We start from the raw sequence: 18,730 nt of genomic DNA, 5'->3' as shown, positions 1-18,730 counted from the left end.
ACGTAAATTCTAACATGCCGACACGCCGGGAAACCAATTTTCGCACCTGTCGTGAAAGAGCCATTTATCGTCCGATAAGTGATTGACCCGGCGCTGCGCCCGGCTACAAATATACTTGTTGTATTTTGCGAGGTTCCCATGCGCAGCACCAAGGTCATCCATATTGTAGGCTGTCACGCGGAAGGCGAAGTTGGCGATGTCATCGTCGGCGGTGTCGCGCCACCGCCGGGTGAAACAGTGTGGGAGCAGTCGCGCTTCATCGCCATTGACGAAACCCTGCGTAATTTCGTGCTGAATGAGCCGCGCGGCGGCGTGTTCCGCCATGTCAATCTGCTGGTTCCGCCGAAAGATTCGCGTGCGCAAATGGGCTTCATCATCATGGAGCCTGCCGACACGCCGCCAATGTCCGGTTCAAACTCGATCTGCGTTTCAACTGTGCTGCTCGACAGCGGCATTATCCCGATGCAGGAGCCGATGACGCGCATGGTGCTGGAAGCGCCGGGCGGCCTCATCGAAGTGGAAGCTGAATGCCGCAACGGCAAGGCTGAGCGCATCAGCGTGCGCAACGTGCCCTCTTTCGCCGATCGGCTGGATGCGGCACTTGAAGTCGAAGGGCTTGGCACCCTCACCGTCGACACGGCCTATGGCGGCGACAGTTTCGTCATTATAGAGGCGGCCCAGATCGGCATGAAGATCGAGCCGGGTCAGGCGCGTGAACTGGCCGAGATCGGCGTGAAGATTACCAAGGCCGCCAATGAGCAACTTGGTTTTCGCCACCCGGAAAAGGACTGGAACCACATTTCGTTCTGCCAGATCACCGAGCCGGTCACGCGTGAAGGCGATGTTCTGACCGGCGTCAACACGGTGGCGATCCGTCCGGCCAAGCTCGACCGTTCGCCGACAGGGACCGGCTGCTCGGCACGCATGGCCGTGCTGCACGCCAAGGGCCAGATGAAAGTGGGTGAGCGCTTCATCGGCAAATCTGTGCTTGGCACAGAGTTTCACTGCCGGCTGGACAGGCTGACCGAGCTTGGCGGCAAGCCCGCCATCAGCCCCATCATTTCCGGGCGCGGATGGGTGACGGGCACCTCGCAGCTGATGCTCGATCCGAGCGATCCATTTCCGGGCGGATATCGCCTGTCGGACACCTGGCCCCGGGGCGAATGATAATCAGGCGCTGAGAGCTGCTCCTCACCCTGAGGTGCGGAGCGGAGCGAAGCCTCGAAGGGCGAGGTCCAGATGGAACTTGAAACGCAACGCCAGTCGCCACATTCTTGATCCTTCGAGACGGCCCTGCGGGCCTCCTCAGGATGAGGGCGTGGTAGAAGTCAGAGCAAAGCGTGCAATAAAAAACCCCGCCTAAGCGGGGTTTTTCGATAGCGTAAAGCTATAACCTCACGCGAAGTCCAGCGCGCGGTCGCCGTTTTCATCCTTGATACGGGATGGCAGGCCGATATGATTCAGGATGTTCAGGAAAGGCTTCGGGTTCAGCTCTTCCACATTGACCATCTTCTTCACGTCCCATTCGCCTGAAGCGATCAGGATTGCAGCCGCAACCGGCGGAACGCCAGCCGTGTAGGAAATGCCCTGCGAACCCACTTCGTTGTAAGCGTCCTTATGGTCGGCAACGTTGTAGATGAAGACTTCCTTTTCCTTGCCGTCCCTGGTGCCCTTGACGAAATCGCCAATGCAGGTCTTGCCGGTATAGTCCGGCGCCAGCGACGACGGATCGGGCAGTACAGCCTTGACCACCTTGAGCGGCACAACTTCGAGACCTTCAGCGGTCTTGACCGGCTGCTCGGACAGGAGGCCGAGATTGTTCAGCACTGTGAAGACATTGATATAGTGATCGCCAAAGCCCATCCAGAAACGGACATCCGCATTCGGATAGTTCTTGGACAGTGAATGCACTTCATCATGGCCGGTCATATAGGCCTTGCTCGGACCGACGACAGGCAGATCGAACGTGTGGCCGACTTCGAACATTTTGTTCGACTGCCAGGCACCCTTCTGCCAGGAATAGACCGTGCCGGTGAATTCGCGGAAATTGATTTCTGGGTCGAAATTGGTCGAGAACCAGCGGCCATGCGAACCGGCATTGATGTCGACGATATCGATGGACGTCACTTCATCCAGATAATCGTCGGCGGCCAGACGCGCATAGGCGTTGACCACGCCCGGGTCGAAGCCGATGCCGAGAATGGCAGTGATGCCCTTCTCTTCGCATTCCTTGAGGTGCTTCCATTCATAATTGCCATACCATGGCGGCGTCTCGCAGATCTTCTTCGGATCTTCGTGAATGGCCGTATCCATATAGGCAACGCCCGTATCGATACAGGCGCGAAGAACCGACATATTGAGGAAGGCCGAGCCGACATTGATGACGATCTGAACGCCCGTCTTCTGGATCAGAGCCTTGGTGGCTTCAACATCCAGAGCATCCAGCGCATGCGCTTCCAGCTTCACCTCGGTCTTGAGGCTCTTCTTTTCATGCACGCTATCGATAATCTTGCGGCATTTCTCAACCGTGCGGGACGCAATATGGATATCGCCCAATATGTCAGAGTTTTGTGCACATTTATGTGCAACAACCTGTGCCACGCCCCCGGCGCCGATAATGAGAACGTTCTTCTTCATTTTCTGTCGATGCTTCCTCTTCCAGCGGTTTCCCGCCATCTGTTTCGCGTCCCCCGTGCTCTCGCCGCGGAACTAGTTTAAGTTTCGCGTCGCTGGTGATGAGTGCGACGCAGGGTTCAGGAGAGCGAACCCTCAAAATCCGCGAAGGTGAATTCGCGGACAACATTGACCGTGCCATCAAGTTCGCGCACGGCAATCGCAGGCATTTTCACGCCATTGAACCAGTTTTTCTTGACCATCGTATAACCGGCCGCATCCGCAAAAGAGAGGCGGTCGCCGACCTTCAACTCCTGACCGAAGTTGAATTCGCCGAACACATCGCCCGCCAGGCACGACTTGCCGCAGACCATGTAACGATGCTCGCCTTCATTCGGCTCCATCTTCGCGGTTTCGCGATAGATCAAAAGATCGAGCATATGGGCTTCGATCGAGCTGTCGACGATGGCGAGGTTCTTGCCGTTGAACAGCGTGTCGAGAACCGTCACTTCCAGCGTCGTGGTCTTGGTGATCGAGGCTTCGCCCGGCTCCAGATAGACCTGCACGCCGAACTTTCCCGAAAACGCCTTCAGGCGCGCGCAGAATTCATCGACCGGATAATTCTCACCGGTGAAATGAATGCCGCCGCCAAGGCTAACCCATTCAACCCGATGCAGAAGCGAGCCGAACTTGTCTTCGATCTCGGTCAGCATCTTGTCGAACAGACCGAAATCGGAATTTTCGCAATTGTTGTGAATCATGAAGCCGGTCACGCGGTCCATGACCGTCTCGACCTTCGCCACATCCCATTCGCCAAGGCGGCTGAACGGACGCGCCGGATCGGCGAGATCGAAACTCGATGACGACACGCCCGGATTGAGACGCAGGCCGCGCTTGATATGCGCCGCCTTATCGGCAAAGCGATCCAGCTGGCCGATGGAATTGAAGATGATCTTGTCGGCATTGGCGATGACTTCGTCGATCTCGTGATCGGCATAGGCAACGCTATAGGCATGGGTTTCGCCGCCGAATTTCTCGTGGCCGAGACGCACTTCATTGAGCGAGGACGAGGTCGTGCCGTCCATATATTGGCTCATGAAATCGAACACCGACCATGTCGCGAAGCATTTCAGCGCCAAAAGCGCCTTCGCACCGGATTTCTCGCGCACATAGGCGATCTTTTCCATGTTGCGCTTCAGCTTGGTCTTGTCGATCAGGTAATAAGGCGTCTGGATCATGGCTCTTCGGGTCGTCCAATGGGGAAATCTGGCCTGTCCAGCAAGGCTGGTCGCCACGTTGGGAAGAAACGTCAGACGCTTCTTCTGGAATTATTCAAAGGCTTATAGGAAGCTTGTGACAGAAACACAAATCCGCCACAGCGCCATCGAGAAAAATTTCCCCATAAGCTGTCGCGGATCGCTTCTGTCTTGGCTGTCAGCCTTAAACGGTTGGCCCTCATATAGAGCTTTTCGCCAGAATTTGAACCCCTTACCAGCTTCTCCCTTGATTTGATTGAAAGTCTTTGTGCGCTGGCCCGGCTTTCCGCGCATGATTGACGGCTCTATCATTGCGTGAAATGCCGCCTGGATAATTAAACAAGCATTTGCTTGACAAATTACAGTGGCGGGCGTAGCGATTGGCATGCAGTTCGGACCGACGGGCATTTTTAGCCCTCCATGTCCGGTGATTCATATGTGTAAGGAAAAAATCATGCAGGACCAAACATCCGCTAGCGGCCAGCCCGCCGGTTGGGGAGACCTGTTTGCGGGTAAGAATGCCATCCGGTCGCTCACCCTTGTCGGCGGCGTCGCATTGCACGCCATCAACGTATTCATCGCGACGACCATCCTCCCAACGGTCGTCGCCGATATTGGCGGCATGGATTATTATGCCTGGAACACGGCGCTATTCGTGACGGCATCCATTCTCGGCTCGGCGCTCGTTCCGCGCCTGTTATCGCAAGCGGGTCCGCGCAGCGCCTATCTGATGGCGGCAATTATTTTTGCAGCCGGTACGCTTGCCTGCGGTCTCGCGCCATCCATGCCGGTCATGCTGGCCGGACGCTCGGTGCAGGGCCTTGGCGGCGGCATGATGCTGGCCCTTTCCTATGCGATGATCCGCATCGTCTTCCCCGAAAACCTGTGGCCCCGCGCGATTGGCCTTGTTTCCGGCATGTGGGGCGTTGCAACCCTCGTCGGTCCCGCGATTGGCGGCATATTCGCCGAACTTGGCATCTGGCGCGCCGCCTTCTGGTCGCTGGCGCCGGTGATCGGCATCTTCGCCATCATGGCCATGGTCGTGCTGCCACGTGCCTCCGGTGATGCTGGCAGCCGCGCACCGCTGGCCTGGCCGCAGCTCATTTTGCTGACGGCGGCAGTGCTTGCCGTTTCGGCCGCCAGCATTTCGGTCAATGCCGTCATGAATGCGGCAGGTGTCGCGCTGGCTGTCGTGCTGTTGCTCCTGCTCTTCATCATCGAGCGCAATTCGTCGCGGCGTATTCTTCCCAAGGGATCGTTCAGCCTTCACCGCCTCGGGGCGCTCTATCTGACGCTTGCTTTTCTCAGCGCCTCGGTAACCAGCGCGGAAGTGTTCGTGCCGCTGTTCTTTCAGGTGCTGCACAATCAGTCGCCCCTGGTCGCCGGCTATCTGGCCGCCATCATGGGCGGAAGCTGGACACTCGGCTCTATCGGTTCTTCGGGTGTTTCCTCCGGTCGTGTCGACCGGGTGATCATCGCTGCACCGCTGATGGGCATAGCAGGCATGATTACGCTTGCGGCACTCGTCCCCGTCGGTAGTGACGGTCACTGGGTCAGCCTGCTGCCGATCTGTCTGGCGCTGGCGGTCATCGGCTTTGGCGTGGGCATGACCTGGCCGCATCTTCTGACGCGTATTTTCAAACGCGCTGATGCGGATGACCAGAATCTGGCGTCGGCTTCGGTCACCACCGTACAGCTTTTCACCACTGCGCTCGGCGCATCGCTGGCAGGCATGATCGCCAATATGGCAGGCCTCAGCAATCCGGGCGGATTTGCAGGCACCGCCAATGCCGCTATGTGGCTGTTCTCCGGCTTTGCCGTCATGTCAACGCTGGCATTCCTGTCTGCGCTGGCATTGGTGCGCAGCGCAAGACAGCCGCAAGCGGCATCGTGCTGATCAGGAAGGACTGGCTGGGGTAAACACATAGGCGCAGCGCCGCGCCCCGGCCAGAATATGCTCGGTACGGGCAACAGACACATCCGGGCCGAGAACCGCTTCAAAAACCTGAAGCTCGGCCCGGCAAAAACCCTGACAGGCATCAGCGGCGGCACAGATGGGACAATGGTTCTCGACAAAAAGCCACGAACCGTCCTCCTGCCACTCGGCATCGGCCATATAGCCTTCGGTCGAGCGAATATCTGCAAGCGCCTTGACGCGCTCGTCGAAAGCCATGTCTTTCAGGCGCGCATGATACTGGCGGCGGGTTTCCGTCTCGCGATGCGCAACCAGCGTTTCCAGCGCATCTTCACCAAGGATGGTGCGCACGGAATGCAGAAGCTGCACGGTCAGATCGGCATGGGTATCGGGAAAGCGCTTATTGCCGGTTTCCGTCAGATCCCAGAACTGCGACGGGCGGCCAACGCCCTGCGAAACGGAATGCGGCGCGACGAGACCCTCCTCGGCCAGACGCACCAGCTGCTGGCGCACCGCCTCGCCCGTCGTGCCCAGATGATCGCCAATTGCGGCAGCCGTCTGCGCACCGCGCATCTTGAGCGCCAGCATGACGCGTTCTGCGGGCGAACGTGCTCCCGAAACGTCTGTATTTAGAAAGTCATTCCTTGACATATTGCCTGTTTTCGATTTAAAGAAGCATTATCTTGTTAAATTAAGCGATCCAGTCTGAATTATCAAGATAGTTGTATATCAAGGAGTCTAAAATGAGCTTCACCTTGCCTCCGCTTCCCTATGCGACCAACGCTCTTGAAGGCGTCGGCATGGGCACCGAAACGCTTGAGCTGCACCATGGCAAACACCATCAGGCCTACGTAACGGCGCTGAACGGCTTCGTCGAGAAGAACGATGCGCTCAAGGGCAAGTCGCTTGAGGAAATCGTGCTCTTTGCGAAAGACAAGGCCGATCTCGCTCCGGTCTTCAACAATGCTGGCCAGCATTTGAACCACGATCTGTTCTGGCAGAACCTGTCGGCAAACGGCGGACGCCTTCCGGGCGCGCTGGAAAAGAAGATCGTCGAGGATTTCGGCGGCGTCGACCAGTTCAAGGAAGCCTTCAAGACGGCGGCTGTCGGCCAGTTCGGCTCGGGCTGGGCGTGGCTGGTTCTGGCCAATGACGGCAAGTTGAAGGTCACCAAGACGCCAAATGGCTCCAATCCGCTGGCAACCGGCGAAGGCAAGGCGCTATTAGGGCTTGATGTCTGGGAGCATAGCTATTATCTCGATTTCCGTAATCGTCGGCCTGACTATGTAACGAACTTCCTCGACAAGCTGGCCAACTACGAATTCGCGGAAGCCACCCTGAAGGCAGCCTGACGCGCTTATATTGATTGCGATCAAAGCGGCCTGCCTGCACAGGATGCAAACTCCACGGAGTTGCATCTATGCGGGCGGGCCGCAGCAATGACCGATAAAGACCAAACCAACCGACCCAATCCATAAGGCGCCGTCCTCCCAAGCGTGGTGCCGGAGAACAACAGAGACAGTTCCGAAGATGAGCAGCAACTTTAATCAGGAAACCGTCACCGACATCCATCACTGGACCGACACGCTGTTTTCCTTCCGTACGACACGTGATCCGGGCTTCCGCTTCCAGAGTGGCCAGTTCATCATGATGGGCCTCGAAGTGAACGGCAAGCCGCTCACCCGCGCCTATTCCATTGCCTCGAGCCTCTATGAGGACGGGCTGGAATTCTTTTCGATCAAGGTGCCGAACGGTCCGCTGACCTCCAAGCTCCAGCATCTGAAAGTTGGCGACCAGATCATCCTGTCCAAGAAGCCGGTCGGCACGCTGCTTTATGACAATCTGAAGCCCGGCAAGAATCTGTGGCTGCTCTCGACCGGCACCGGCCTTGCGCCGTTCCTGTCGATCATTCGCGATCTGGAAGCCTATGAGCGCTATGAGAAGATCATTCTCGTTCATGGCGTGCGTCAGGTGGCAGAACTGGCCTATACGGATTTCATCTCCAACGAATTGCCGCAGGACGAATTCCTCGGCGAGATGGCGGCAAAGCAGCTCATCTATTACCCGACCGTCACCCGCGAGCCTTACAAGAACCGCGGACGCCTGACCGATCTCATTCGCTCCGGCCAGATTTTCACCGATATCGACATGCCGGAACTCAATCTGGAAGACGATCGTGTGATGCTGTGCGGCAGCCCGGAAATGCTGGCTGAAACCAAGCAGCTTCTGGAAGAGCGCGGCTTCAAGGAAGGCAGCCAGAGCGAAGCCGGTCATTTCGTGATCGAAAAGGCCTTCGTCGAAAAATAAGTTTTGCAGTTCTGCAAACAGGAAAAGGGAGGCAATCGCCTCCCTTTTTTCATTTCAGCTCTTCGAAATCGAGCCCGATATCGAGATTCGGCGCGCTGTGCGTGGTCCAGCCAACCGAAATCAGATCGACGCCGCTGGCAGCGACCGCCGCCACGGTTTCCGGCGTAATGCCGCCGGAAGCTTCCGAAATGGCGCGCCCGCCGATCACCGATACCGCCTCGCGCAATTGCGCAGGCGACATATTGTCGAGCAACACCGCATCCACGCCCGTCGCCATGGCTTCATCGAGCTGTTGCAGCGTATCGACTTCGACCTCGATCTTGACCATGTGACCGGCACCGGCCTTGGCGCGTTCGATGGCCTCACGCACACCGCCAGCGACTGCGATGTGATTGTCCTTGATCAGCACCGCGTCATAGAGCGCGAAACGGTGGTTCATGCCGCCGCCTGCCCTCACAGCATATTTCTGCAAGGCACGCAGCCCTGGCGTCGTCTTGCGCGTGCAGACAATGGAAGCCTTTGTGCCCTGAACCGCCTTGACCAGATTGGCCGTGGCGGTCGCGATACCGGAGAGATGACCGAGGAAATTGAGCGCGGTCCGCTCCCCCGCCAGAATGGAGCGGGAGGAGCCTGAAACGCGGGCGACATCGGCCCCTTTTTCGAGAGACTGACCATCCCGCGCCAGACGTTCGAATGTGACATCCGGATCGACCAGACGAAAGGCCATTTCGGCCACATCCAGCCCGGCGATAACGCCCGGCTGGCGCAAACTGAACAGCATGGCCGAGCGGTGATCCTCCGGCACCACCGCATTGCTGGTAATATCGCCAGCCAGCCCCAGATCTTCCAGAAGTGCGACGCGCACCAGCGGTTCGACGACAAGCGGAGACAAGCGCGGCAGGTTCATCATGCAGTCCTTGGAATTCGTTGAAGTGAGGTTTCGGGGGCGGCGATGTCGCGGGCTAGCGCGAATGCCGTCTCGAAGGTGTGGAAGCGGCGCTTGGCCTCCGCATGTTTCTGCGGGTGGTCGGTGCGGGCATGGCTGCCGCGCGACTCGCGCCGTTCAAATGCCGCAACCGCAGCGACCAGCGCCACGGCTGCGGCATCGTCGGTCTCCGCGAGGGGGAGAAGGGTGGTGATTGCAGAGCGCAAACCTTCTTCATCACGCAGCAGGCCAAGGTGGTTGGAAACGACGCGCCGAACCGGCTCGGGATCGGCACTCTGCGGCAGGCTGACCGGCACGGGATGCCGTACGGTGACCGCCTCTTCACAGCCAAGCGCGCGGGCGGCGCGCAGCCCCATGGCGGCGGCTTCAAGCAGCGAATTGCTGGCAAGCCGGTTGGCGCCGTGCAAGCCGGTGCAGGCCGCTTCGCCCACGGCCCAGAGACCCGGCAGACTGCTGCGCCCATCGGCATCGGTCCAGATCCCGCCCATATGGTAATGCGTGGCCGGTCTGACCGGGATCAGATCACAGGACGGATCGGTGCCATGCTGCTTGCAAAGCGCATCGATACCGGGAAACCGCGTAGCAAAACGCGCGCCCAGCGCCGTGCGCGCATCGAGATAGACCTTGCGCCCTTGCGCAATCTCGCTGCCGATGGCGCGCGCCACCACATCACGGGGCGCAAGCTCGCGGCCCGGAACATCCGCCATGAAGCGCTCGCCGCGGTCATTGACAAGTTGAGCGCCTTCCCCGCGCACGGCCTCGCTGATCAGCGGCAGACGCGGCGCGGAAACGGCTAGCGCGGTCGGATGGAATTGCACGAACTCCATATCGGCAAGCACAGCGCCTGCGCGGCCAGCCAATGCGGCCCCCTGTCCTAGGTTACCGAGCGGCGTGGTTGTTGCGTTATAAAGTCCGCCGATCCCGCCCGTCGCCAGAACCACGGCAATTGCTGCAACCGGGCCGACATTTTCAAGACAGGCACCGACGACACGGCCATCCTGCCGCATGAGCCGGAGAGCGCGGGTGTTTTCCATGACGGTGATTGAAGGCGTCGCCAGAACCTTGGCGGTCAAGGCGCGCATGATGCCCGCCCCCGTCGCATCGCCATCCACATGCACAATGCGATGGCGGCTATGGGCAGCTTCCAGACCGAGTGAAAATGAACCGTCCGCCTTGCGGTCGAAGTGCACGCCATGGGCTTCCAGCGCAGCAACGACGTCCGCGCCCGCTTCTATGATTTCTGCCGCCACGCCCACGTCACACAGGCCGTCGCCAGCGGCAATCGTATCGGCCAGATGCAGCGCAGCACTATCATCCGCGCCAACGCTTGCAGCAATGCCGCCTTGCGCCAGCGTGCTGGAACCGGACAGGCCGAGGCTTCCCGCTGTTACCAGCAACACTGGCTGTGGAGACAGCGTGAGCGCCGTCATCAGACCGGCAAGGCCGCTGCCAATGATAAGGACCGGGGTCGTGTTCATACCATTAACATCCGCTCGACGGCGCGCCGGGCAGGTTCCATTAATGCGGCATCGACAGTCACTTCATGGCGATTGTTTTCCAGCGCATCGCGAATATTGGTGAGCGTGATCCGCTTCATATGCGGGCAGAGATTGCACGGGCGGATGAACTCGACATCCGGGTGATCAACGGCAACATTGTCGCTCATGGAGCATTCGGTCAAAAGCACGACGCGCCGCGGCTTCTTCTCGCCGACATAGTCCGACATGACCGCCGTGGAACCGGCGAAATCGGCGACCGCCACCACTTCCGGCGGGCATTCGGGGTGCGCCAGAACCACAACGCCGGGATGGCTTTCGCGCAATTCGCGAATATCGTCTGGCGTGAACCGCTCATGCACCTCGCAATGGCCATGCCAGGCGAGAATTTCGACATCGGTTTCGCGCGCCACATTCTGCGCCAGAAACTCGTCGGGGATCATCAGCACGCGCGGTACGCCAAGCGATTCCACTATCCTTTTGGCATTGCCGGAGGTGCAGCAAATATCGGATGCCGCCTTCACGGCAGCAGATGTGTTGACATAGGTGATGATCGGCACGCCGGGATGCGCCTCGCGCAACAGCGCCACATCTTCAGGGGTGATGCTGTCGGCCAGCGAACAGCCCGCAGCCATATCCGGGATCAGCACCGTCTTGCTGGGATTGAGCAGCTTGGCCGTCTCGGCCATGAAATGCACGCCCGCCAGCACAATTACATCGGCATCGACTTCCGCAGCCTTGCGCGCCAGCGCCAGACTGTCGCCGACAATATCGGCCACACAGTGGAAGATTTCCGGTGTCTGGTAATTATGCGCAAGGATAACGGCATTGCGCTTTTTCTTCAGCTCGAGAATGGCCGCGACATCGTCTTCGAAGCCCAGCCATTCCGCCTTGGGCAGCACCTTGGCCACGCGGTCATAAAGTTGCGAAACGGAAACATGATCGTTCATGTGCGAGCCTCCCAGCTCATCGACATGCGTTTACGCATCAACCTCACACGAAAGCGTTTTGCGCTTTTGCTGGAAATGCGCGGGCATGCCCATTTATACTCAATCTGAGCATTTCATGTTTATGAACTTATACTCGATTCGAGTATATTGTCAATCGCGGGAGATTGGCAGCTTGGCTCCAGCCAGATGGCGCTCGGAAAGGGCGCGTTCCTCGACAATCGAGTAGCGGAAACGGAACAGTTTTGCCGGGCGACCGCCTGTTTCGCTGTCGCTTTCGCCAGTTTCCTCGACGAGATCCTGCTGCTCGATCAGACGGCGGAAATTCTGTTTGTGCAGGCGCAGACCCGCCAGCGCTTCGACAGTCCGTTGGAGTTGTAGAAGCGTAAAACTGTCCGGCATCAGCTCAAACACCACCGGGCGATATTTGATCTTGGCGCGCAGCCGCGCAATCGCCGTGGCAAGGATTCGGCGATGATCGGCAAACATGGAACGACCGTTCTCGTCTTCCTTCATTCCGGCCTCAGCCACCAGACCGGCCTCGAACAACAGCTCATAGCGTTGCAGCACGAGGTCTTCGTTCCAGCGTCCGCCCCACTCTCCATTGTCAAAGCCGAAGGTGAAGGCAATGCGCCGCATGCGCTGCGCGGTCAGTTCCGGCGTTTCGGCCCGATAGGCCCAGACAAGGAGCGCATTGTTGAGATGCTCCATGATGGCCGGTTCGCCCTGACGATGATCTTCCCACGGCAGATAATCATACCAGCCGCGCCAGCCCGCCTGCCCCGCTGCCGCATCGCTTTCGCGCACAAGGCCGAGATAGCTGATCGAGATGATGCGTTCGCCCTGGGCGTGACGGTCACGGTCGGCAAAAGTGTAGAGCTGCTCCAGATAGCCGACCGGATGCGCGGTTTCCGACTGTACCCAGGCACGCAGACCGGATTGCAACGAACGGTGCTCGCTTTCGAACGGGCCAGATGGCAGGGCCTGTCCCTGCCGCACGGTCATGACGCGCGGCTGTTCGCTGGTCACAGCGGCCAGCACGGCAATCAGTTCGGTGTGGGCAATATCGTCGGTCACAGCAACTCCGGAAAACACTTCCGACATTGAACGCGATTGACGAATAATTACAAGGCGCTACCGCCATACGGCACAGAATTTAAGGGTTAAGTTTTCGGTTTCGCGCCGAAAACATGCTCCGGTCCCGGGAATGTGCGCGCCCGCACCTCCTCGGCATAGGCTTTCGCCGCATCGGACACCTGCGGCGCCAGTTGCGCAAAGCGCTTCACGAAGCGCGGTGTGAAATCCTGAAACAGCCCCAGCATATCGTCCGAAACCAATATCTGCCCGTCGCAGGCAGCCGACGCGCCGATGCCAACCGTCGGGACGGAAAGCGATGCGGTGATCTCGCGCGCCAGCGGCTCTACTGTGCCCTCAATGACCAGCGCAAACACACCGGCATCGGCGATGGCCTGCGCATCGCGACGAATACGGTCGGCCTCATTGTCATCGCGTCCGAGCGAGCGGAAGCCGCCAACCGTATTGACCTGTTGCGGCATCAGGCCGACATGACCGAACACCGGAATGCCCCGCCGGACCAGAAAATCGACCGTTTCAGCCATTTCCTCCCCGCCTTCGAGCTTGACGCCGTCACAACCGGTTTCCTGCATCACGCGGGCGGCATTGCGGAACGCCTGTTCCTTCGATTCCTGATAGGAACCGAACGGCATATCGACGATGACGCAGGCCGTTTCGGCTCCACGCATCACCGCTTGGCCGTGGGCGATCATCATGTCGAGCGTGACGGCAAGGGTAGAATCCATGCCGTAAAGCACCATGCCGAGCGAGTCCCCCACCAGCAGCAGGTCGCAATGGGGATCGAGCAGCCGCGCAATCGGCGTCGTATAGGCAGTGAGGCTGACAATCGGGCGCTCACCCTTAAAAGCCGAAATGGCCTTCGGTGTCAGTCGCTTCTGTTTGACGGGTGCGCTCATCTCAGGCCGCCTGTTCCTGCGCGACATGCGCAATGACGCGATTATCGAGAAGCCGCGTTGAGCCAAGCCGCACGAACAGCGCAATCAGCACTGGCCGCCCCTGCACTGCCGTCAGGCGTTCCAGCGTCTCAGGGTCACGCAGCGCCACAACTTCCGGCGTCGCCAGCGGTTCTGTGGCGATAAATGCACGAATTGCCGCTTCCAGCGCATCGGGATCGTCCACACCGGAACGATAAAGCCGCTCGGCTTCATCGAGCGCCTTCGGCACGATGATGGCGGCGGCGCGCTGCTCCGGCGACAGATAAACGTTGCGCGACGAACAGGCGAGCCCGTCATCCTCCCGCACGGTCTTGACGCCAACCACACGCACGGGAATGGCCAAGTCGTCCACCATGCAGCGGATGATGACGAGTTGCTGAAAGTCCTTTTCGCCGAAATAAGCGGCATCGGGACCGACGATGTTGAAAAGCTTGCTGACTACCGTTGCGACACCGGCGAAGTGGCCGGGACGCGCCTCGCCTTCCATCTGGTTGCCAAGGGTCGGCACATCCACCACGGTCTGCATCGGGCGCGGATACATGTCGCTGGCGGCTGGCGCGAAGAGGTAATCGACCTCTGCCCCGCGCAACAAAGCCGCATCGCGCTCCAGATCACGCGGATATTTGTCGAGATCTTCATGCGCGCCGAATTGCAGCGGATTGACGAAGATCGACACGACGGTCACGTCATTGTCGGCGCGTGACCGGTGAACAAGTTCCAGATGGCCTTTGTGAAGATAGCCCATGGTCGGCACGAAGCCGATGCGCTTGCCCGCACGACGCGCAGGCGCCAGAACCTGCCGCAACTCCTCGATGGTGCGGATAATCTGCATGCGCGTTCCTCCTCGCGGCCAAATGAATGGCGAGGACTCCTACCGTGTCAGGTCTGATATGACAACAGGCTATCAGATCATTGCGGTGTGACCGCCGCCCCCACCGTATTGCCGACAGCGCGGCCGAAACGGTCGATCTGCTCGTCATAGGTCTTGCGCGTTTTTGGATCGAACACGGCAATCGGCGCTGTGACCACGAGAGAGGCCGCCGTTCCGACGCCCTGCGCCGTGCCAATTGCCACGGCACCCAGCCGGTCGCCGATACCGATCTGCGAATCCGTGATGGTCTGGCCCGCAACAAGACGCTGGCCGATCAGCTGCACGACCTCCGGACTGGAGGCGAATTTGCCGTGATTGAGCCTGTCGCCCGATTTGAGCTTGGTAAGATCGATGACGGTAATACCCGCCTTCTCAAGCCCCGAACGGTACGGTTCGATGGACGGATCGATCTGGCCCAGACGGTCGATATTGCCCGAAATGCGCCGCGACAGCGCAAGCGCGCGGTCGTCGCGCGAGGTGAACAGCGTGAAGCGCGGATGATCCTTGCCCATCGCCAGAAATTGCTTGGCAAACACATCGACGTCCAGATCGGGCGAGGCCAGAATGACGTCTGTGACCTTGGCATTCACCCGTCCGTCGCGGATCGCCATCTGGCGCAGCGCTTCCACCGTCAGCCAGCTGCCCATGGAATGGGCCATGACTGTGATGTCCTTCACCTCCGGCTCGCGGGCAATGGCGCGCAGCACCTGCTCCAGCGCATCGCGGGAATAGTTGGTGCTTTCCTTGTCGTAATTATAGTCGAACACGCTGGCGCGCGACGGCCAGGTGAAGATCACCGGCGCAACATCGGCTCCGGAATCGTGCACGATCTGCGCAAAGCGATAGACGGAATCTTCAAATGTATTGTTGAAGCCGTGCACGAACACCATCACGCGGCGGCTCTTGGTGAGATGGGGGCGAACCCAGCCCGCCACTTCAACATCGGTCTTGATCGGCGTCACGCTGACAGTGGTAAAATCCGTCTGCGGATTGGGCGGCAGCTTCTTCGGCCACTGCACCTCACCAGCCTTGCGGTTCTTTTCCGGCGGAATGGACACGACGATATCGTTGATCGAGACCAGCTTGTCGCGCTCGCCAGAGAAGAGAATACCGGGATTGTCGGATGGGCGACGGGTGGTGGCGACGAGGAGGTCGACCTTCGTCGCTCCGGGCGTTGTCACATCGCCGACAGGCAGAAGCACGCCTTCAGGACGGCCAGCGCAGCCCGCGAGCAGTGTCATCAAAACAAGCAATGCAGGCACAGCCCGACGAAACATGCTCTGCAAAACCAAGCTCCCTTTACGCCACCGCTTCAACCAAAAACCAGAACCGATTTCTGGAAGCCAAGACGCGCCACGTCAATAAACCCGAGTTTCTTTTACACTGCGAATTTTGCACGTTAACATATTCTTTACCGGGGGAGTTCTGCCAAGCCCCTTTTATCACCCGCAGAACGATCGCAGACCCGCTGCGACTTATCGGTTACACACTGTTCAGCAACTAACACTTTTCCCGACCAGCCTGACAGCCGATATAGGGACCAACAGCAAACGTAACTCCCTGAACAAAGGAGGCAATCATGGCTTTGGAACTTACCGGACTGCACCACCTGACGGCTATCACCGCCAACGCAGCGGGCAACCGACGCTTTTACACCGACACGCTCGGACTGCGGCTCGTCAAGAAGACCGTCAATCAGGATGACACCAGCGCCTACCATCTGTTCTATGCCGATGGTCTGGCATCGCCGGGCACCGACATCACCTTCTTCGACTGGCCGGTTGAGCGCGAACGTCGTGGCACCAACAGCGTGGCCCGCACGGGTCTGCGCGTGAATGGCGTCGAAAGTCTCGACTGGTGGCAGAAGCGCCTGAATGAACAAGGCATCGAAACCGGTGATATTTTTGAAGTGGCCGGCCGCGCCGTGCTCGATTTCGAAGACCCGGAAGGCCAGCGTCTACGGCTGACCGACGATGGCGGCGCGGGCGACGCCCATAGCTGGGACAGAAGCCCCGTTCCAGCCGACAGGCAGATTCGTGGCCTCGGCCCGATCACGCTCAGTGTTCCAGACCTCGCGCCGACCAAGATCGTGCTCGAAAAGCTGATGAACATGAGCGAGATCAACGACTATGCCTCGCCTGATGGCGAAGGCCATGTCCATGTCTTCTCCATGGGACCGGGCGGTGCGGCAGCCGAATTGCATGTCGCCGTGCAGCCAAACCTGCCAACAGCATGGCAGGGTGCCGGAGCCGTCCATCATGTCGCCTTCCGCACGCCGGACCAGGAAAGCATGCAGGAATGGGTCGAACGCCTGCGGTCGCTGCGGGTGCCGTCCAGCGGTGAAGTGGAGCGCTACTATTTCCGTTCGCTCTACTTCCGCGAACCGAATGGCATCCTGTTCGAGATCGCAACCGACGGTCCGGGCTTTGCCGTCGACGAACCGCTGGAGAGCCTCGGCGAAAGCCTGTCGCTGCCGCCTTTCCTGGAAAGCAAGCGCGCAGCCATCGAAAAGGGCCTCAAGCCATTAGACTAAAAAGTAAAAAGGGCCGCCGGAGAAATCCGGCGGCCCTTTTCGTTGTTTGATCGGCAAGCACTTTAGAGTTTCTGCTTGAGCCATTCGCCGGTGACGCGAATATCGTCGTCGGTCAGACCATGCCAGCCCTCGATTGCGCGAACGTCGATATCCGCACCATCGTCCCGCAGCGCCTTTGCCAATGCGCCCGAAGCATCGCCGAACGGATCGGCTGCACCGTTCAACTGGAGAACGGAAGCATCGGACAGATCGGCATCCGGCTGTTCCTCCAGCACTTCCGATGCACGCAGCAAAACCGCCTTGTGCACGATATGCGGATGAAGCCGCATGAAGGCCGCAAGCAGGTTTGCCCCGTTGGAATTGCCGATAAAGGCCAGTCGGCCCGGATCGATATCGTAGGCCGCAATCGCGCCCTCGACGAAAGCCTCAAAGGCTTCCGCTTCGAACCGGATATCCTTCTGGTCGAACCGCTTCTGATCGAAACGGCGGAACCAGCGCTGAATGCCCTCCTCCGTGCTGCGACCGCGAACCCCGATAAGCGTAGCGCGCGGTGCGGCCATGCGGGCGAGCGGCATGAGATCATTCTCATTACCGCCCGAACCATGCAGCAGGATCAGCGTGCTGCCATCCGGGTCTTCCGGCTGATGAACACGATGGACGAAGGGCAGGTCGCGATAGATCACCCGCTCCTCACCCGGCAGGCCGAATTGCGGCATGCGGGCGCGGATCGCTTGGGCCTGCTTCTCATTGCCCGGCGGCACGAACAGAAGCTGCCCCAATGTTTCCACCGGCTCGTCCACGGTAAAACCGGGGGCGTCGGTGGCAAATTCGAACAGGGTTCCGCCCGGCTCGCGAACATAGAGCGAGGTGAAATACTTGCGGTCGTGCACGTTGACCTCGCTGGAATTGAGCTTCGACAGCTCCTTTTCCAGTGTTGTCACATCTTCGGTTGTGCTGGCGCGAAAGGCCACATGATCGGCAATGCCGGTCCCCGGAATGCCGGGCCAGAAGCCGCTCGCATCGCGCACATCGATGGCGTCGCCGGAATCCGACACAAGCCGGTCGATGGTTTCTTCCTTCCCCTGACGGTGAAAGCCGAAATAGCGCTCGATAAAAGCGGCCGTCTGCTCTGGCTGCTCCGACAGGATGGTGGCAGAGCGTATCCGGCGAATGGCAAATTCAGCCGGAATGCCCTCGCCGGACCACGGATCATTGGCCGCCAGATCGCTGCCGACCAGCTTGACGATCACGCCATCGGGATCGCGCAGCCGCAGAACCGGTTCGCCGAATTCCTGCACCGGACCTTCGGACTGTACGTGATAACGCAAGGCGCGTTCCAGCCAGAAGCCGATGGCCGTCCGGTCGATGGAAAGCGCGATTTCGCTGACCTGCCCGTGACCGACGCGGCCCTTCGAACCGTCTTCCCAGACCAGAAAGGTGATCAGGGAACCCGGCGTGCCGGAGCGGTCGCCATAGAACAGATGCAGCTGCTCGGCATCCTCGAAGCCGCCCGTCCGCTTGACGATACGCAGACCCAGAAAGCCCGCATAGAAATCGACATTCGCCTGCACCTTGCGCGTGATCAGCGTGAGATGATGGATGCCACTGGTCATGATTGCGATCTCCCGTCCTAATAAAGCTGCACGAGAGATAGTACAGCCAGCGCGGATTGCCCATGGGGCTATGCGGTGACGGATTGTCAACGCATACGGTCAAAGCGGCGGTACGGGAACAGTGCTTGTTTTGGGGAGGTTCAGAAAAAGAAAAAGGCCGCGCGGGAGGAGGATGCGCGGCCTGATCTTCGAATACGGCTGGG

At 59.4% G+C, this 18,730-nt stretch carries 17 protein-coding genes; 5 read left to right on the top strand and 12 right to left on the bottom strand.

Going from position 1 to position 18,730, the window contains the following annotated elements:
• The first annotated feature begins 138 nt into the window (after positions 1-138).
• Positions 139-1,167, top strand: a complete 1,029-nt coding sequence (locus QBD01_RS03355) for a 4-hydroxyproline epimerase (protein WP_280991595.1) — start codon at positions 139-141, stop codon at positions 1,165-1,167.
• Between the two features lie 228 nt (positions 1,168-1,395).
• Here QBD01_RS03355 and QBD01_RS03350 read toward each other — a convergent pair whose 3' ends face one another.
• The 3 genes from QBD01_RS03350 to QBD01_RS03340 all read right to left on the bottom strand — a co-directional run bounded on the left by QBD01_RS03350 (position 1,396) and on the right by QBD01_RS03340 (position 4,277).
• On the bottom strand, positions 1,396-2,637 hold the full coding sequence (locus QBD01_RS03350) for a saccharopine dehydrogenase family protein (RefSeq protein ID WP_280991594.1): 1,242 nt from the start codon (positions 2,635-2,637) through the stop codon (positions 1,396-1,398).
• Positions 2,638-2,753: 116 nt separating this feature from the next.
• A complete protein-coding gene (gene nspC / locus QBD01_RS03345) occupies positions 2,754-3,851 on the bottom strand; it encodes a carboxynorspermidine decarboxylase (protein WP_280991593.1) in 1,098 nt (365 codons plus the stop codon).
• Between the two features lie 102 nt (positions 3,852-3,953).
• Positions 3,954-4,277 carry a hypothetical protein gene (locus tag QBD01_RS03340; protein ID WP_280991592.1) on the bottom strand — a complete coding sequence of 108 codons (324 nt, stop codon included), beginning with the start codon at positions 4,275-4,277 and terminating at the stop codon, positions 3,954-3,956.
• Between the two features lie 46 nt (positions 4,278-4,323).
• On the opposite strand from QBD01_RS03340, the gene QBD01_RS03335 reads away from it, so the two are divergent.
• Positions 4,324-5,766 (top strand): MFS transporter, encoded by a 1,443-nt coding sequence (locus tag QBD01_RS03335; protein ID WP_280991591.1) that lies wholly within the window; start codon positions 4,324-4,326, stop codon positions 5,764-5,766.
• On the opposite strand, the gene QBD01_RS03330 is transcribed toward QBD01_RS03335, so the two are convergent.
• Positions 5,767-6,372, bottom strand: coding sequence for a transcriptional regulator (locus QBD01_RS03330; RefSeq protein WP_280991590.1), 606 nt, complete (start codon positions 6,370-6,372; stop codon positions 5,767-5,769).
• A gap of 155 nt (positions 6,373-6,527) precedes the next feature.
• On the opposite strand from QBD01_RS03330, the gene QBD01_RS03325 reads away from it, so the two are divergent.
• The gene (locus QBD01_RS03325; protein ID WP_280991589.1) at positions 6,528-7,136 is read left to right on the top strand and encodes a superoxide dismutase; all 609 of its coding nucleotides are present in this window, start codon (positions 6,528-6,530) and stop codon (positions 7,134-7,136) included.
• A gap of 178 nt (positions 7,137-7,314) precedes the next feature.
• On the top strand, positions 7,315-8,091 hold the full coding sequence (locus QBD01_RS03320) for a ferredoxin--NADP reductase (RefSeq protein WP_078337945.1): 777 nt from the start codon (positions 7,315-7,317) through the stop codon (positions 8,089-8,091).
• A gap of 49 nt (positions 8,092-8,140) precedes the next feature.
• Here the strand turns inward: QBD01_RS03320 and nadC are convergent, their stop codons facing one another.
• From nadC to QBD01_RS03285, 7 genes are all read right to left on the bottom strand, one after another.
• Positions 8,141-8,998 (bottom strand): carboxylating nicotinate-nucleotide diphosphorylase, encoded by an 858-nt coding sequence (gene nadC / locus QBD01_RS03315; RefSeq protein ID WP_280992099.1) that lies wholly within the window; start codon positions 8,996-8,998, stop codon positions 8,141-8,143.
• On the bottom strand, positions 8,998-10,515 hold the full coding sequence (locus tag QBD01_RS03310) for an L-aspartate oxidase (protein WP_280991588.1): 1,518 nt from the start codon (positions 10,513-10,515) through the stop codon (positions 8,998-9,000). Before QBD01_RS03310 ends, nadC begins: the two co-directional genes overlap by 1 nt.
• Positions 10,512-11,483 carry a quinolinate synthase NadA gene (gene nadA, locus QBD01_RS03305; RefSeq protein ID WP_280991587.1) on the bottom strand — a complete coding sequence of 324 codons (972 nt, stop codon included), beginning with the start codon at positions 11,481-11,483 and terminating at the stop codon, positions 10,512-10,514. The genes QBD01_RS03310 and nadA overlap by 4 nt, the downstream gene beginning before the upstream one ends.
• A 150-nt stretch (positions 11,484-11,633) precedes the next feature.
• Entirely contained in the window at positions 11,634-12,584 is a 951-nt protein-coding gene (locus QBD01_RS03300; protein WP_280991586.1) for a hypothetical protein, read from the bottom strand.
• Between the two features lie 59 nt (positions 12,585-12,643).
• A complete protein-coding gene (gene panB, locus QBD01_RS03295) occupies positions 12,644-13,471 on the bottom strand; it encodes a 3-methyl-2-oxobutanoate hydroxymethyltransferase (protein ID WP_280991585.1) in 828 nt (275 codons plus the stop codon).
• Between the two features lies 1 nt (position 13,472).
• Positions 13,473-14,342, bottom strand: a complete 870-nt coding sequence (panC, locus tag QBD01_RS03290; RefSeq protein ID WP_280991584.1) for a pantoate--beta-alanine ligase — start codon at positions 14,340-14,342, stop codon at positions 13,473-13,475.
• A gap of 77 nt (positions 14,343-14,419) precedes the next feature.
• A complete protein-coding gene (locus QBD01_RS03285) occupies positions 14,420-15,658 on the bottom strand; it encodes an alpha/beta hydrolase (protein WP_280992098.1) in 1,239 nt (412 codons plus the stop codon).
• A 302-nt stretch (positions 15,659-15,960) separates the two neighbouring features.
• Here QBD01_RS03285 and QBD01_RS03280 point away from each other — a divergent pair, with 302 nt between their 5' ends.
• Entirely contained in the window at positions 15,961-16,914 is a 954-nt protein-coding gene (locus QBD01_RS03280; RefSeq protein WP_280991583.1) for a ring-cleaving dioxygenase, read from the top strand.
• Positions 16,915-16,976: 62 nt separating this feature from the next.
• On the opposite strand, the gene QBD01_RS03275 is transcribed toward QBD01_RS03280, so the two are convergent.
• On the bottom strand, positions 16,977-18,527 hold the full coding sequence (locus tag QBD01_RS03275; RefSeq protein ID WP_280991582.1) for a VOC family protein: 1,551 nt from the start codon (positions 18,525-18,527) through the stop codon (positions 16,977-16,979).
• Positions 18,528-18,730: the final 203 nt, after the last annotated feature.

The sequence above is a fragment of the Ochrobactrum sp. 19YEA23 genome (assembly GCF_029909865.1).
GTDB lineage: Bacteria > Pseudomonadota > Alphaproteobacteria > Rhizobiales > Rhizobiaceae > Brucella > Brucella gambitense.
This window is presented reverse-complemented; position numbering and strand designations above follow the sequence as displayed.

What these genes read in the sequence shown, in the direction of transcription:
- QBD01_RS03355 (WP_280991595.1), top strand. Translation starts at nt 139, where the DNA reads ATGCGCAGCACCAAGGTCATCCATATTGTAGGCTGTCACGCGGAAGGC.
- QBD01_RS03350 (WP_280991594.1), bottom strand. Translation starts at nt 2,637, where the DNA reads ATGAAGAAGAACGTTCTCATTATCGGCGCCGGGGGCGTGGCACAGGTT.
- nspC (WP_280991593.1), bottom strand. Translation starts at nt 3,851, where the DNA reads ATGATCCAGACGCCTTATTACCTGATCGACAAGACCAAGCTGAAGCGC.
- QBD01_RS03340 (WP_280991592.1), bottom strand. Translation starts at nt 4,277, where the DNA reads ATGCCCGTCGGTCCGAACTGCATGCCAATCGCTACGCCCGCCACTGTA.
- QBD01_RS03335 (WP_280991591.1), top strand. Translation starts at nt 4,324, where the DNA reads ATGCAGGACCAAACATCCGCTAGCGGCCAGCCCGCCGGTTGGGGAGAC.
- QBD01_RS03330 (WP_280991590.1), bottom strand. Translation starts at nt 6,372, where the DNA reads ATGCTGGCGCTCAAGATGCGCGGTGCGCAGACGGCTGCCGCAATTGGC.
- QBD01_RS03325 (WP_280991589.1), top strand. Translation starts at nt 6,528, where the DNA reads ATGAGCTTCACCTTGCCTCCGCTTCCCTATGCGACCAACGCTCTTGAA.
- QBD01_RS03320 (WP_078337945.1), top strand. Translation starts at nt 7,315, where the DNA reads ATGAGCAGCAACTTTAATCAGGAAACCGTCACCGACATCCATCACTGG.
- nadC (WP_280992099.1), bottom strand. Translation starts at nt 8,998, where the DNA reads ATGAACCTGCCGCGCTTGTCTCCGCTTGTCGTCGAACCGCTGGTGCGC.
- QBD01_RS03310 (WP_280991588.1), bottom strand. Translation starts at nt 10,515, where the DNA reads ATGAACACGACCCCGGTCCTTATCATTGGCAGCGGCCTTGCCGGTCTG.
- nadA (WP_280991587.1), bottom strand. Translation starts at nt 11,483, where the DNA reads ATGAACGATCATGTTTCCGTTTCGCAACTTTATGACCGCGTGGCCAAG.
- QBD01_RS03300 (WP_280991586.1), bottom strand. Translation starts at nt 12,584, where the DNA reads ATGTCGGAAGTGTTTTCCGGAGTTGCTGTGACCGACGATATTGCCCAC.
- panB (WP_280991585.1), bottom strand. Translation starts at nt 13,471, where the DNA reads ATGAGCGCACCCGTCAAACAGAAGCGACTGACACCGAAGGCCATTTCG.
- panC (WP_280991584.1), bottom strand. Translation starts at nt 14,342, where the DNA reads ATGCAGATTATCCGCACCATCGAGGAGTTGCGGCAGGTTCTGGCGCCT.
- QBD01_RS03285 (WP_280992098.1), bottom strand. Translation starts at nt 15,658, where the DNA reads ATGTTTCGTCGGGCTGTGCCTGCATTGCTTGTTTTGATGACACTGCTC.
- QBD01_RS03280 (WP_280991583.1), top strand. Translation starts at nt 15,961, where the DNA reads ATGGCTTTGGAACTTACCGGACTGCACCACCTGACGGCTATCACCGCC.
- QBD01_RS03275 (WP_280991582.1), bottom strand. Translation starts at nt 18,527, where the DNA reads ATGACCAGTGGCATCCATCATCTCACGCTGATCACGCGCAAGGTGCAG.